This is a genomic window from Microbulbifer agarilyticus, assembly GCF_001999945.1.
GTDB lineage: Bacteria > Pseudomonadota > Gammaproteobacteria > Pseudomonadales > Cellvibrionaceae > Microbulbifer > Microbulbifer agarilyticus_A.
Genome location: NZ_CP019650.1, coordinates 3451906 through 3465595, shown reverse-complemented (window position 1 = coordinate 3465595; position 13690 = coordinate 3451906). Strand labels below are relative to the sequence as shown.

At 58.8% G+C, this 13690-nt stretch carries 12 protein-coding genes; 8 read left to right on the top strand and 4 right to left on the bottom strand.

The annotated features are described in order from the left end of the window. Nucleotides 1-15: 15 nt before the first annotated feature. Nucleotides 16-2841 (bottom strand): excinuclease ABC subunit UvrA, encoded by a 2826-nt coding sequence (gene uvrA, locus Mag101_RS14520; RefSeq protein WP_077406561.1) that lies wholly within the window; start codon nucleotides 2839-2841, stop codon nucleotides 16-18. Nucleotides 2842-3034: 193 nt separating this feature from the next. Here uvrA and Mag101_RS14515 point away from each other — a divergent pair, with 193 nt between their 5' ends. The 3 genes from Mag101_RS14515 to Mag101_RS14505 all read left to right on the top strand — a co-directional run bounded on the left by Mag101_RS14515 (nucleotide 3035) and on the right by Mag101_RS14505 (nucleotide 5869). Beyond that, nucleotides 3035-4207, top strand: a complete 1173-nt coding sequence (locus Mag101_RS14515; RefSeq protein WP_077406558.1) for an MFS transporter — start codon at nucleotides 3035-3037, stop codon at nucleotides 4205-4207. Nucleotides 4208-4419: 212 nt separating this feature from the next. Next, on the top strand, nucleotides 4420-5004 hold the full coding sequence (gene ssb, locus Mag101_RS14510) for a single-stranded DNA-binding protein (RefSeq protein WP_077406555.1): 585 nt from the start codon (nucleotides 4420-4422) through the stop codon (nucleotides 5002-5004). A 16-nt stretch (nucleotides 5005-5020) separates the two neighbouring features. After that, a complete protein-coding gene (locus Mag101_RS14505) occupies nucleotides 5021-5869 on the top strand; it encodes a sugar nucleotide-binding protein (RefSeq protein WP_077406551.1) in 849 nt (282 codons plus the stop codon). A gap of 99 nt (nucleotides 5870-5968) precedes the next feature. Here the strand turns inward: Mag101_RS14505 and fabB are convergent, their stop codons facing one another. Both fabB and fabA read right to left on the bottom strand, forming a co-directional pair. Beyond that, the gene (gene fabB / locus Mag101_RS14500; RefSeq protein ID WP_077406548.1) at nucleotides 5969-7192 is read right to left on the bottom strand and encodes a beta-ketoacyl-ACP synthase I; all 1224 of its coding nucleotides are present in this window, start codon (nucleotides 7190-7192) and stop codon (nucleotides 5969-5971) included. A 76-nt stretch (nucleotides 7193-7268) separates the two neighbouring features. Further along, entirely contained in the window at nucleotides 7269-7793 is a 525-nt protein-coding gene (gene fabA / locus Mag101_RS14495) for a 3-hydroxyacyl-[acyl-carrier-protein] dehydratase FabA (protein WP_010132163.1), read from the bottom strand. 329 nt (nucleotides 7794-8122) lie between these two features. Here fabA and galU point away from each other — a divergent pair, with 329 nt between their 5' ends. Both galU and Mag101_RS14485 read left to right on the top strand, forming a co-directional pair. Further along, a complete protein-coding gene (gene galU, locus Mag101_RS14490; RefSeq protein WP_077406545.1) occupies nucleotides 8123-8959 on the top strand; it encodes a UTP--glucose-1-phosphate uridylyltransferase GalU in 837 nt (278 codons plus the stop codon). 1 nt (nucleotide 8960) lies between these two features. Then, the gene (locus tag Mag101_RS14485; protein WP_077406542.1) at nucleotides 8961-10310 is read left to right on the top strand and encodes a phosphomannomutase; all 1350 of its coding nucleotides are present in this window, start codon (nucleotides 8961-8963) and stop codon (nucleotides 10308-10310) included. A gap of 81 nt (nucleotides 10311-10391) precedes the next feature. Here the strand turns inward: Mag101_RS14485 and ispB are convergent, their stop codons facing one another. After that, nucleotides 10392-11354: an octaprenyl diphosphate synthase gene (gene ispB / locus Mag101_RS14480; RefSeq protein WP_077406539.1), complete on the bottom strand. Its 963-nt coding sequence runs from the start codon at nucleotides 11352-11354 to the stop codon at nucleotides 10392-10394. A gap of 364 nt (nucleotides 11355-11718) precedes the next feature. Here ispB and rplU point away from each other — a divergent pair, with 364 nt between their 5' ends. From rplU to cgtA, 3 genes are all read left to right on the top strand, one after another. Further along, the gene (gene rplU / locus Mag101_RS14475) at nucleotides 11719-12030 is read left to right on the top strand and encodes a 50S ribosomal protein L21 (protein WP_077406536.1); all 312 of its coding nucleotides are present in this window, start codon (nucleotides 11719-11721) and stop codon (nucleotides 12028-12030) included. Nucleotides 12031-12061: 31 nt separating this feature from the next. After that, complete coding sequence (gene rpmA / locus Mag101_RS14470) at nucleotides 12062-12319, top strand: 50S ribosomal protein L27 (RefSeq protein ID WP_010132157.1); 258 nt, start codon at nucleotides 12062-12064, stop codon at nucleotides 12317-12319. A 102-nt stretch (nucleotides 12320-12421) separates the two neighbouring features. Continuing rightward, complete coding sequence (cgtA, locus tag Mag101_RS14465) at nucleotides 12422-13627, top strand: Obg family GTPase CgtA (RefSeq protein WP_077406534.1); 1206 nt, start codon at nucleotides 12422-12424, stop codon at nucleotides 13625-13627. Nucleotides 13628-13690 lie beyond the last annotated feature (63 nt).

Below are 13690 nucleotides of genomic sequence, written 5' to 3'. Positions count from 1 at the left end.
TCTTAAATCGAGGTCTTAACCGAGCATCGGCCCAAGGAAGCGGCCGGTGTGGGAACCCTCTACCTCAGCGACGTCTTCCGGCGTACCGGTGGCAATAATCTGGCCGCCGCCGGAGCCGCCCTCCGGACCGAGATCGACAACCCAGTCTGCGGTCTTCACTACATCCAGGTTGTGCTCGATCACCACGATGGTGTTGCCGTGATCGCGCAGCCGGTGCAGTACATCCAGCAGCAGTTGGATATCGGCAAAGTGCAGTCCGGTGGTGGGCTCGTCGAGGATATACAGGGTTTGCCCGGTATCCCGTTTGGAAAGCTCGCGGGAGAGTTTTACCCGCTGCGCTTCACCGCCGGAAAGTGTGGTAGCGGCCTGGCCGAGCTTGATATAGGACAGGCCCACATCCATCAGTGTCTGCAGTTTTTTCGCGATGGACGGAACCGGGTCGAAGAATTCCCGCGCATCTTCCACGGTCATTTCCAGAACTTCGTGGATGTTCTTGCCCTTGTACTGCACTTCCAGCGTTTCCCGGTTGTAGCGTTTGCCTTTACAGGTATCGCAGGGCACATAGATATCCGGCAGGAAGTGCATTTCTACCTTGATCACACCGTCGCCCTGACACGCCTCGCAGCGGCCCCCCTTGACGTTGAAGCTGAAACGCCCGGGTTTGTATCCCCGTGAGCGGGCTTCTTGAGTACCGGCAAACAATTCGCGGATGGGGGTGAAGATGCCGGTATAGGTGGCGGGGTTGGAGCGCGGTGTACGGCCGATAGGGCTCTGATCGATATCCACACATTTGTCGAAGTGCTCAAGCCCTTCAATTTGTTTGTGCGGCGAGGCTTTGAGGGTGGTGGCCTTGTTCAAGGCAGTAGCCGCCAGCGGATACAGGGTGGTATTGATCAGTGTGGATTTGCCGGAACCGGATACACCGGTGATACAGGTGAACAGGCCCACCGGGATTTCCAGATTGACCGACTGTAGGTTGTTACCGGTGGCACCTTCTATGCGCAGTACGTAATCCGGGTCAAACACATAGCGCTCTTCCGGTATCGCGATCTTCTTCTCACCGGACAGGTACTGCCCGGTAAGCGAGCGATTACACTCGGTAATTTCCTTCGAGGTACCTGCAGCCACCACTTCGCCGCCATGTACCCCGGCACCGGGGCCGATATCCACAATAAAGTCGGCACTGCGAATGGCGTCCTCATCGTGCTCGACAACGATCACGGTGTTGCCCAGGTCGCGCAGGTGGGTGAGGGTGTTGAGCAGACGTTCGTTGTCGCGCTGGTGCAGGCCGATCGAGGGCTCGTCGAGGATATACATCACACCGACGAGGCCGGCGCCGATCTGGCTGGCCAGGCGAATTCGCTGGGCCTCACCGCCGGACAGGGTTTCGGCACTGCGGTTCAGGGTCAGGTAGTTCAGGCCCACATCCACCAGAAAGCGGAAGCGATCACGCAGTTCCTTGAGGATCTTGTCGGCAATCTCTTTTTGCGCGCCCTTGAATTTCAGCTGGTTGGCAAAGTATTCGAAGGCGTCGCCCACGGGTAGCTCGGTAATCTGCGCCAGGGTGCGGTCATCCACAAAGACATGCCGCGCTTCGCGGCGCAAGCGGGTGCCGTGACACTCGGGGCATTTCTGGGTGCTCAGGTACTTGGCCAGCTCTTCCCGTACCGACTGGGACTCGGTATCCCGGTAACGGCGCTGGAAGTTGGGGATAATGCCCTCGAAGGTGTGGCGGCGCACGGTGATATCACCGCGGTCGTTGACGTAGCTGAAGTCGATGTCAGTCTCGCCACTGCCATTCAGAATTACCGCGCGGTACTTCTTCGCCAGTTTTTTCCACGGCTTGTCCAGGTCGAAGCCGTAGTGCTGCGAGAGGGAATCGAGCATGTGGTAATAGTAAATGTTGCGTCGGTCCCAGCCGCGGATAGCGCCCTCGGAGATACTGCTCTCGGGATCGAGGATCACCTTGTCTTCGTCAAAGAACTGTTTCACGCCGAGGCCGTCACAGCTGGGGCAGGCGCCGGCGGGGTTGTTAAAGGAAAACAGCCGCGGTTCCAGCTCTTCCAGTGAGTAGTCACAGATGGGGCAGGCGTGGCGGGCGGAGAACAGGTAGTCGTCGCGGTCGCCATCCATAAAGCTGATCGAGGCGATGCCATCGGTGAGGTTCAGGGCGGTTTCGAAGGATTCGGCCAGGCGCAGCTGAAGGTCCTCGCGCACCTTGAAGCGGTCCACTACCACTTCGATGGTGTGCTTCTTGCGCTTGTCCAGCTTGGGGGTGTCATCCAGGTCGCACACGGTACCGTCGATACGCGCGCGCACAAAACCGTCACGGCGCAACTGCTCAAACACATGCAGGTGCTCACCCTTGCGGTCGCGCACCACCGGTGCCAGCAGCATGATCTTGGTGCCCTCCGGGAGGGCCAGCACGTGGTCTACCATCTGGCTGATGGTCTGGGCCTGCAGTGGCACGTCGTGATCCGGGCAGCGCGGCTCACCGACACGGGCGAACAGCAGGCGCAGGTAGTCGTAAATCTCGGTGATGGTACCGACGGTGGAACGCGGGTTGTGGGACGTGGACTTCTGCTCGATGGATATCGCTGGCGACAGCCCCTCCACGGTGTCCACGTCTGGCTTTTCCATCATCGACAGGAACTGGCGCGCGTAGGTGGACAGGGATTCCACGTAGCGGCGCTGCCCCTCGGCATACAGGGTGTCGAAGGCGAGTGAGGACTTACCCGATCCGGACAGGCCGGTAATCACAATAAGTTTGTCGCGGGGAATATCCAGGTTGATATTCTTCAGGTTGTGGGTGCGTGCACCCCTGACGTAAATCGTGTCCACTCGTCTTCCTGTTGCAAAAAGTGTGTGACTCGCGCGTCGGACCATGTGTGGCCCGGCGGAAACAAACGGTCAAGTATAATCCCAGGCGCCGACGTGCCAAAATCCGCGTAACGCGATACGCCGAGGGGGATCAATTCCTGCGGCCCGCACTGGTACAATGCGCCCCGATTTCTCCTGTGTCCGGATTTTTTGCATGAACTCCACCGAACGCCGCGCGCTCGCCGGCCTCGCCTCCCTGTATGTGTTCCGCATGCTCGGCCTGTTTATGGTCCTGCCTGTGCTGTCTCTATACGGCAGTGACTATACCGGCAGCACCCCGGCCCTGCTGGGGCTGGCGCTTGGAGCCTATGGGTTGAGTCAGGCTATCCTGCAGATCCCCCTGGGCGTGCTGAGCGACCGCTGGGGGCGCAAGCCGGTGATATTTCTGGGCTTGGCGGTGTTCGCGATCGGCAGCGTGGTGGCTGCCACGAGCGAGTCGGTGTTCGGCCTGATCGGTGGACGCATTCTACAGGGGGCCGGTGCCATTGCCGCAGCAACCATGGCGCTGGCAGCCGATCTGACTCGGGATGAGAATCGCGGTAAGGCGATGGCGATCATCGGCGCTTCCATTGGTGTGGCCTTCGTGCTCGCAGTCGTGCTCGGCCCGCTGCTGGCAAATCTGGGTGGCCTGTCCGCAATATTCTGGCTGACCGCGCTTCTCGCGCTGCTGGGGATACTGTTGGTGTGGCGCCTGGTACCCAACCCGCCAGTTCAGATACGACGTGGCCCGGTATCGGGCGATTTCGCGCGTGTGCTCAGTAATGCCTCGGTGTGGCGTCTGGTGTGTGGGGTTTTCTTCTTGCATCTGTTACTGACCGCATTGTTTATTCCCCTGCCGCTATTGCTGGTGGAACAACTGCAGTTGCCCAGTGCGGACCACTGGAAGCTTTACGCGCCGCTGTTGCTGGGTACCTTCGTGGTGATGGTGCCGCTGATGCGTATGGCGGAAAAACGCCAGCAGGTGCCCGCGGCAATGCGACTTGCCCTGTTGGGACTGGTTTTTGGCGGAGTTGCGCTGATGCCGTCGACCCAGGGGGGCTGGATTGTCGCCTGTCTGGCGCTGTTCTTCCTGGCGTTCAACCTGCTCGAGGCGCTGCTACCCGCACAACTGACTCGGGAAGCACCGGCCGAGTGCCGCGGTGCGGCTTCTGGCCTTTATGCGACTTGCCAGTTTCTGGGTGCGTTTGCTGGCGGTAGCCTTGGCGGGCTTCTATACGGCCAGGGCGGCGCTGGCAGCGTCGCGACCTTCGTGTTGGGGGTGCTGGTGCTCTGGTCGATCAGCTGGTGGCAGCTGCGAGGAATCCGCGTGCCGGTTGCCAGCAACTAACCACATACCCCGTATCTTAGCCAGGGCCACTGCAGCCATTCGCCCCGGCGGTGACGGCCCTTGCCGAGTATTGTATGCTGCTGGATATAAATACACCGTTGGCTGCGCCGGGGCTTGCCCTGCCGCAGCCCCGTTGGTTTTCCGACAATATTTTTAACATTTTCTAGAACATGAGAGTCCCGGTCGCCCCGGGGCGCAGAGAGGAGAGGCACATGGCTTCCAGAGGCGTGAACAAAGTAATCCTGGTGGGCAACCTGGGCGGTGACCCCGAGACCCGTTACATGCCGAGCGGTGGTGCCGTAACCAACGTGACCGTAGCGACTTCCGAGACCTGGAAGGACAAGCAGAGCGGTCAGCAGCAGGAACGTACCGAATGGCACCGTGTGGTGTTTTTCAATCGCCTCGCTGAAATTGCCGGTGAATACCTGCGCAAAGGCAGCAAGGTATACCTGGAAGGTTCCCTGCGTACCCGCAAGTGGCAGGACAAGAACTCCGGCCAGGACCGTTACACTACCGAAATCGTTGCCAGCGAAATGCAGATGCTGGATAGCCGTGGCGAAGGTGGCTACCAGCAGCAGGGCCAGGGTGGTGGCTTCCAGCAGCAAAACCAGGGCGGTGGTTTCCAGCAGGATCAGAGTGGCTACCAGGACGAATTCGCCCAGGGCCGCTCTGCGCCTTCACCGATGGCGCCGTCCAACCAGCAGCAGGGTGGCGGCCAGCCGCAGAATCGCCCCGCGGGTAACCAGCCTCCCGCCGGTGGCTTTGATAACAGCTTCGACGACGACATTCCCTTCTAAGTTGGCCTGAACCGCCATGCACCACACTGGCTACAAGCCCGATACCGTCGTTGTGATCGGTGCGGGCAACGCAATGGATAGCGCCTTGCAAAAGGGCCTGCAGAAAGTAGGGTTCCGGGTGCAATTGCTGAGTGCCGAGCAATTTATCGAGGGCGGCCTCCCGGAAGGTGTACGCCCGATTATCGTTAATGCCGCCAGCTGTGCTGGCGGTATTCGCATGCCCGAGGCCAAGGCGGTGTGTCACGCACTGCTAAACCAATCGTGCCACGCCATACTGCACCTTTCTTCCTACGGGGTCTTCGGCCATGTAGGCAGCAGAAAAATTGATGAGGATGCCGAACCGGATCCGCTTTCCGAGCGCGGCCGCGACTGGTTCGCGTGCGAGCAAACACTCACCTCGCTGGATAACGTCAGTATCTTGCGCCTGGGTTGGCAGGTAGATCGCAGCGAGCAGGCGCTACTGGGCCGTATCATTCGCAGCCTGTTGGACGGGCGCGCGGTGTCGCTGGATGACGCCAGCCTGGGTAATCCGGTGACCGTGTCCGATCTGGTGCGTGTTGTTGTGGCGATTACCCAGCAGCTTGCCAGCGGCGCACCTACATCCGGCCTGTATCACTACGGTTCCGCTGATACCTGCACCGCCATGGATTTTGGGCATGAGGTGGTCGATCGGATGCGCTCGCTAAACGGGGATGACTTCACCGCGGAGTTGACCGTGCTGGAGCCCGCGGAAAAGGATCGCTCCTATGTGCTCGCCTGTGTTCGCCTGCGGGATGTGTTCGGTATCCAGCAGCGCAGCTGGCGGCAGGGGCTCACTCGCCAGGTGGAGCTGTGGCTGGAACGCTTGCAAAAGCCGGCCTCCTGAAACTGGCTCCTAGAAATACGCAGAATAAAAAAGGGCGAACCGCATAGCGGTTCGCCCTTTTTGTTGCGTTGAGGGCCGCGAATGGCCCTCGCGCAGCGATCAGATCTTGTCGAACACCAGGCTGGCGTTGGTGCCACCAAAACCGAAGGAATTGGACAGCGCGCGGCTGACCTTGGCCTCGCGCAGCTCTGTGACCAGGTCCAGTCCTTCCGCTGCCTCATCTACCGTCTCAACGTTGGCCGAGGCCGCGATAAAGTCGTTCTGCATCATCAGCAGGGAGTAGATGGCTTCCTGTACACCGGCGGCGCCCAGAGAGTGACCGGTGAGGGACTTGGTGGAGGCGAAGGCAGGTACATCGTTGCCAAACACTTCCTTCATGGCGCGCAGTTCGGCGACATCGCCCACCGGCGTGGAAGTACCGTGGGTGTTGATGTAGTCCACTTTGCCTTCCAGACCCTTGCCGTCCATACCGGCCAGTGCCTGCTGCATGCAGCGGGCCGCACCTTCGCCGCTCGGAGCCACCATGTCGTAACCGTCTGAGGTAGCGCCGTAGCCCACCAGTTCCGCGATGATGTTTGCACCGCGGGCCTTGGCGTGTTCGTACTCTTCCAGTACCAGGCAGCCGCCACCGCCGGCAATTACAAAGCCGTCGCGGTCCGCGTCGTAGGGGCGGGATGCGGTGGTTGGGGCGTCGTTGTACTTGGAAGACAGGGCGCCCATGGCGTCAAACAGGTGCGTCAGGCTCCAGGCCAGCTCTTCGCCGCCGCCCGCGAATACCACGTCCTGTTTGCCCATCTGGATCAGCTCTGCGCCGTTGCCGATACAGTGTGCGGAGGTGGCACAGGCGGAGGAGATGGAGTAGTTCACCCCCTTGATCTTGAATGGCGTGGCCAGACACGCGGATACGGTGCTGCCCATCACCTGGGGAACGCGATAGGCGCCCACGCGGCGCACACCCTTGGTCTTCAGGATGTTGGCTGCTTCGATGATGGCTGCAGTAGAAGTGCCGCCGGAGCCCATCACCAGGCCGGTGCGCGGGTTGGAAACCTCAGATTCTTCTAGGCCTGCCATGGCGATCGCTTCCGCCATGGAGATATAGGCGTAGGCCGCGGAGTCACCCATGAAACGCAGGTGCTTGCGGTCAATGTGCTCTTTGAAGTCGATATCGACCACACCGGCGATTTGACTGCGCAGGCCAAGCTCTGCGTACTCTTCCATCGCGCGGATACCGCTGCGACCAGCTTTCAGGGAGGCCAGCACTTCTTGTGTGTTGTTACCGATACAAGACGTGATACCCATTCCGGTAATGACTACGCGGCGCATAGTGATCTCCAATAAAACTTGTAGAGTGAATTGTTATATTTCTATGTGACAGTCACTGCTGTGACTGTCTGCCGTATCAGAAGTCGTCGGTACGGGTAAACAGGCCCACCCGCAGGTCTTTTGCGGTGTAGATTTCCCGGCCGTCCACGGACACAGAGCCATTGCCGATACCCATGACCAGCTTGCGCTCTACCAGACGACTCATCTGGATGTGATAGGTGACCTTTTTGTTGGTCGGCAGGATCTGGCCGGTGAACTTCACTTCGCCACAACCCAGTGCGCGGCCGCGACCGGGGTTGCCTTTCCATGCCAGGAAGTAACCCAGCAGTTGCCACATGGCGTCGAGACCGAGACAGCCGGGCATTACCGGGTCGCCGGGGAAGTGACAGTCAAAAAACCACAGGTCTGGAGTGATATCCAATTCGGCGATCAATTCTCCCTTGCCGAATTCACCGCCGTCTTTGGCGATGTGGGTGATGCGATCCAGCATCAGCATGTTGGGAGTCGGCAGCTGTGCATTGCCCGGTCCGAACATTTCACCGCGGCCACAGGCCAGAAGTTCCTCACGGGTGTAGCTGCTTTTTTGAACGAAATTACTCATTGGGTCCCCATTCTGGGTATTTCTTACACGAGCCGGCATTCTAAGCGCTAAGGATATCTTGTCCAGTCAGTCATAACGCTTTTTGTGACTGGAACTGTCCCAATTAGCCCTTGACCCTCGGTGTTTGGCTCGAAACTCCGGACATCTTGCCAGATTGCCCGCAGAGACCGCTAGTCCTGTGTTGCTGTGACGATGTGTGCCTGAAGACTGTCATTCATTTGTGATAAGTTGCGCGGTCAACGGATATCCGTGGTTTTGCCGTTTTGCTCTTGAAATACAGCGTTTCGGCACAAGTTACACGGAATCGATTTAATAATGAGGGACCTGCAATGCTCAAAAAGTGTCTTTTCCCGGTCGCGGGCTACGGCACGCGGTTCTTGCCGGCCACCAAAGCCATGCCCAAGGAGATGTTACCGCTGGTTAACAAGCCGTTGGTCCAGTATGGCGTCGAGGAAGCCATTGAGGCGGGCCTGACCGAGATCGGTTTTGTCACCGGCCGCGGCAAGCGTGCGATCGAAGACCATTTCGACACAAATTTTGAGCTGGAACATCAGGTTGCGGGCACCGGCAAAGAGCGATACCTCGATAGCGTGCGCAAAGTGATCGACTGCGCGAGTTTTTCCTACACCCGTCAGGGGGAAATGCGCGGTCTGGGGGATGCGATCCTGCAGGGGCAGCGCCTGATTGGTGACGAGCCCTTCGGTGTGGTACTGGCGGATGACCTGTGCCTGAACGATGACCTCGGTGTGCTGGGCCAGATGGTGCAGCTGTACAAACAGTTCCGCTGCAGCATCGTCGCCGTCGAGGAAGTGCCGAAGGAGCAGATCCACAAGTTCGGGGTGATTGCCGGCAACGAAATCAAACCGGGCCTGTACCAGGTCACCGACATGGTGGAGAAACCCAAGGCGGAAGACGCCCCCAGTAATATGGCCATTATCGGCCGCTATGTGCTGACGCCGGATATTTTTGACCTGATTCGCGAGACACCGCCGGGCAAAAATGGTGAGGTCCAAATTACCGATGCCCTGTTGACCCAAGCCAAACGTGGCTGTGTTCTTGCATATCGATTCAAAGGGCGCCGCTTTGACTGCGGTTCTGTCGACGGCTTTATCGAAGCCACCAATCATGTTTACCAAAATGTCTATTTGCCAGGGGAGAGTGGCTGAGATGTCTGAATTAACCTGTTTTAAAGCCTATGATCTGCGCGGCCGAGTGCCGGATGAGCTGAACACGGATGTCGCTTATCGCGTAGGTCGGGCTTTCGCCCAATTTCTCGATGCCCGTCGCGTCGTAGTGGGCCATGATATTCGCCTGACTAGTGGCGAGCTGACCGATGCGCTGGCCAATGGCCTGCGCGATGCTGGTGCAGATGTTTATCACATTGGTGAGTGCGGTACCGAGGAAATCTATTTCTCGACATTTCACGGGGACTTTGACGGTGGCATTTGCGTGACCGCAAGTCACAACCCCATGGATTACAACGGTATGAAGTTTGTCCGCTCGGGTTCGCGCCCGATCAGCGGCGATACCGGCTTGCTGGATATCAAGAAGCTGGCTGAGGACAATGATTTTGCCGCGGCCGAGACGCGTGGCGAGCTGCACACCTTTGCCCACCGCGATGACTTTGTACAGCACCTGCTCGGCTACGTAGATACCTCTGCACTGAAGCCATTAAAACTGGTAGTCAATGCGGGTAACGGTGGCGCTGGCTCTGTGGTAGATGCACTGGCCCCAAGTCTGCCATTTGAATTTGTGCGGGTGCACCACGAACCCAATGGCAACTTCCCCAACGGTATTCCCAACCCGATTCTGCCGGAGAACCGCGAATCTACCGCCGCTGCGGTGCGTGAAAGCGGCGCCGATTTCGGTATTGCCTGGGATGGCGACTTTGACCGCTGCTTCTTCTTTGATGAAAGTGGTGAGTTTATTGAAGGTTACTACGTCGTTGGCCTGCTGGCCGAGGCGTTCCTGGCGAAGCACCCGGGTGCGAAGGTCGTGCATGATCCGCGGCTGACCTGGAACACCGAAGACATCGTGCAAGCTGCTGGCGGCACTCCGGTACAGAGTAAAACTGGCCATGCGTTTATCAAGGAGCGCATGCGCAAGGAAGACGCCATCTACGGTGGCGAGATGAGTGCACACCACTATTTCCGCGATTTTGCCTACTGCGACAGCGGTATGATTCCCTGGCTGCTGGTGGCCGAGCTGGTGAGCCGCAGCGGCAAGTCTCTGTCCCAGCTGGTGGGTGAGCGCATGGCTGCTTTCCCCTGCAGTGGCGAGATTAACTCCAAGGTGGAAGACCCCAAGGCGCTGCTGCAAGCGGCGGAAGAAAAGTATGCCGCGGGCGCGAATAGCGTGGAGCACGTGGATGGCCTGAGTGTGGCCTTTGACGACTGGCGCTTTAACCTGCGCATGTCCAATACCGAGCCGGTTGTTCGACTGAACGTCGAATCCCGTGGCGATGCGGCGTTGATGAAGGCCAAGACCGAAGAGTTGTTAACCCTGATTGACGGTTAACCGTCTTTTAATCTTAACGACTGTAAAATAAAAAGCCCCGGAACAATCCGGGGCTTTTTTGTTTGGTGCTGGGTGTGCGTGTTACTTGGTGCGCGCTACCGAAAATTCTGCGAGCTGGCGCAGCGCTGTTTTGTGCTCCCCGTCGGGCAGGAATTCCAGCTTCTCCAGCGCGAGTTCGACTTCCTTGTTGGCGCGTTCAAAGGTGTAGTCCAGCGCGCCGCAGCTCTCGATGGCCGCAACAATTTCCGTCAGTTTTTCGGAACTCTTCTGTTCAATGGCTTCTTTCACCAGCGCCGCCTGTTCATTCGTGCCGTTTGCCATTGCGTAGATAAGCGGCAGGGTCGGCTTGCCTTCAGCCAGGTCGTCACCCACATTTTTGCCCAGCTCTTCCGGGTTGCCGCGGTAATCCAGCGCGTCATCCACCAGCTGGAACGCCGAACCCAGGTGGCGACCGTAGAGCTTGAGGGATTCGCGCTCGTCGGCGCTGCATCCCGCCAGCACCGCGGCGGTTTCACAGGCTGCTTCGAACAGGGCGCCAGTTTTCTTGTGGATTACGCTGAGGTAGTTCGCTTCGCTCACCGCGGGGTCACCGGCGTTCACCAGCTGCTGTACCTCGCCCTCGGCAATAGTGTTGGTGGTGTCCGAGAGGATCGACATAATGTCCATATCCTTCAGTGCCACCATCATCTGGAAGGCGCGCGAGTACAGGAAATCACCGACCAGTACCGCCGGTGCGTTGCCCCACTGGGCATTGGCGGTCAGGCGGCCGCGACGCATGTCGGAGGTGTCCACAACGTCGTCGTGGAGCAGGGTGGCGGTGTGGATAAATTCTATAATCGCCGCCAGGGTGATGTGGGCATTCCCCTCATAACCCGCAGCGCGGCTGCACAGTAGTACCAGTAATGGGCGCAGGCGTTTGCCGCCGGCCTCGACCAGATAGTGTCCGATATTCTCCACCAGAGGGACGTCGGAATGCAGTTGGTCGATGATTTGCTGGTTGACGGCCGCGAAGTCATCGGCGGCTACCTGGTGGAAGGGCAACATGCGGGGGTCCTTACAAGGTTCCTTATTACTGCGCTCGATTTCCGCGCTTATCTCTCTCACGGCGGCAAGACTAGCGGTTTTGTCTTCACTGGGAAAGGCGCTTGGCTAGAAAGGGCCTGCAACGCCCCGGTTGGCGGGCAGTCGGGGGCTGATCTGTCCGAAAAACGCACTATTGTATCCAGCCAGCGAATTGATTAGAATCTGCGCCCCGCTCAAGCCGCCTCCGTGTTTTGTGGATGCAGTGTGGGTGGGGAAGAAGTTCTTAACACCAACGGCGCAAGCTCCCAAAATGCTGGTTAGTCAGTCACCTCCCTTGTTGTGACCCTGCCGCTGCTTCGTGTCGTCCATTTTGGAGCATAGAGATATGTACGCTGTTATCGAGAGCGGTGGCAAACAACACCGTGTAGAAGAAGGCGAAGTACTGCGCCTGGAAAAAATTGAAGTCGCTACTGGCGAATCTGTCGATTTCGACAAGGTTCTGATGGTAGTGGACGGTGACTCCATCAACATCGGTGCGCCGGTAGTGGAAGGTGCCAAGGTGACTGCAGAAGTGCTGAGCCACGGCCGCGGCGAAAAAGTACGGATCATCAAGTTCCGTCGTCGTAAGCATTCCATGAAGCGTCAGGGCCACCGTCAGTGGTACACCGAAGTTAAAATCACTGGCATCAAAGGCTAATCCCCGGGTAATAAAAGAGGAGTAACTACTCATGGCACATAAGAAAGCTGGCGGTAGTACGCGAAACGGTCGCGATTCCGAAAGTAAGCGCCTGGGCGTTAAGCGCTTTGGCGGCCAAGCGGTTTCCGCAGGCAGCATCATCGTTCGTCAACGCGGCACCAAGTTCCACGCTGGCGTAAACGTTGGTATGGGCAAAGATCACACCCTGTTCGCTACCGCTGATGGCGTAGTGAAGTTCGAGGTGAAAGGCGCTAACAACCGTAAGTTTGTTTCTATCGAAACAGCCTAAGCGGTCACAACGCCCGATCGAAAAGCCCCGCACTCGCGGGGCTTTTTTGTATTGATGGACCGCAAATTACACTGAAGACCGGATAACCCGGTAAGTAGACACATGAAATTTGTAGATGAGGCGCCGATCTCGGTGCAGGCCGGCAACGGCGGTAAAGGGTGTTTGAGCTTTCGTCGCGAGAAGTTTGTCGCCAAGGGTGGCCCCGACGGTGGCGACGGCGGTGACGGCGGCTCCGTGTATCTGGTGGCCGATGAGTCACTGAATACCCTGGTGGACTACCGCTATCAGCCCCGCTACCAAGCCCAGAACGGCGAAGGTGGGCGCGGGCGCAACTGTACCGGCGCCAAGGGTGAAGACCTGGTGCTGAAGGTGCCTGTAGGTACCACCGCCATTGACGTGGACACCGGGGAGACCCTCGGCGACCTGCTGGAGCCCGGTGAGAAGTTGCTGGTGGCACAGGGCGGCTGGCACGGCCTGGGGAATACCCGCTTTAAATCCAGTACCAACCGCGCGCCGCGCCAGACCACCCCGGGCAGCGAGGGTGACCGCCGCAATATGAAGTTGGAGCTGAAGGTGCTCGCCGATGTGGGCATGCTGGGCTTGCCGAATGCGGGCAAATCGACGTTTATCCGTGCGGTGTCCGCGGCCAAGCCCAAGGTGGCTAATTACCCGTTTACCACCCTGGTGCCAAACCTCGGCGTGGTGAAAGTGCAGAAGTACCGCAGCTTTGTCATTGCCGACATCCCCGGATTGATCGAGGGTGCCGCCGAGGGGGCGGGACTTGGTATTCGCTTCCTCAAGCATCTGACTCGTTGTCGTGTGTTGCTGCATCTGGTGGACCTGGCGCCGTTCGACGGCTCCGACCCCGCGCAGAATGCGCTGGCCATCGAGCGCGAGCTGGAATCCTTTAGTCCGACGTTGGCTGGGCGCGAGCGCTGGCTGGTGTTGAACAAGACCGACCTGGTACCGGCGGAGGAGCTGGAAGAGCGTTGCCAGGCCGTGGTAAACGCGCTGGGGTGGCAGGGGCCGGTATTCCGCGTGGCGGCCATTCGTGGCGATGGCACCGATGTGTTGTCCGGCCAGCTGATGGACTACCTCGAAGAGCGTAAGGAGCAGGAAGAGCTGGACGGCGATCTGTTTGAGGCTGAGCAGGAAGCGCAGCGCCAGATGCAGCGTGAGGCCCGCGAGCGCATCGAGCACTTGCGTGAGGCGCAGCGTGCCAAGCGCAAGGGTGAACAAGAACTTGGGGAAGATGATGAAGAATGGGACGACGACGACCACGACGTCGATATAGAATATCGTCCCTGATTTATCGGTCCTCGCAGCGTAAAAGCCTGAATAAGGGTTTTTTGCCGGGGGCATGCTCCATAT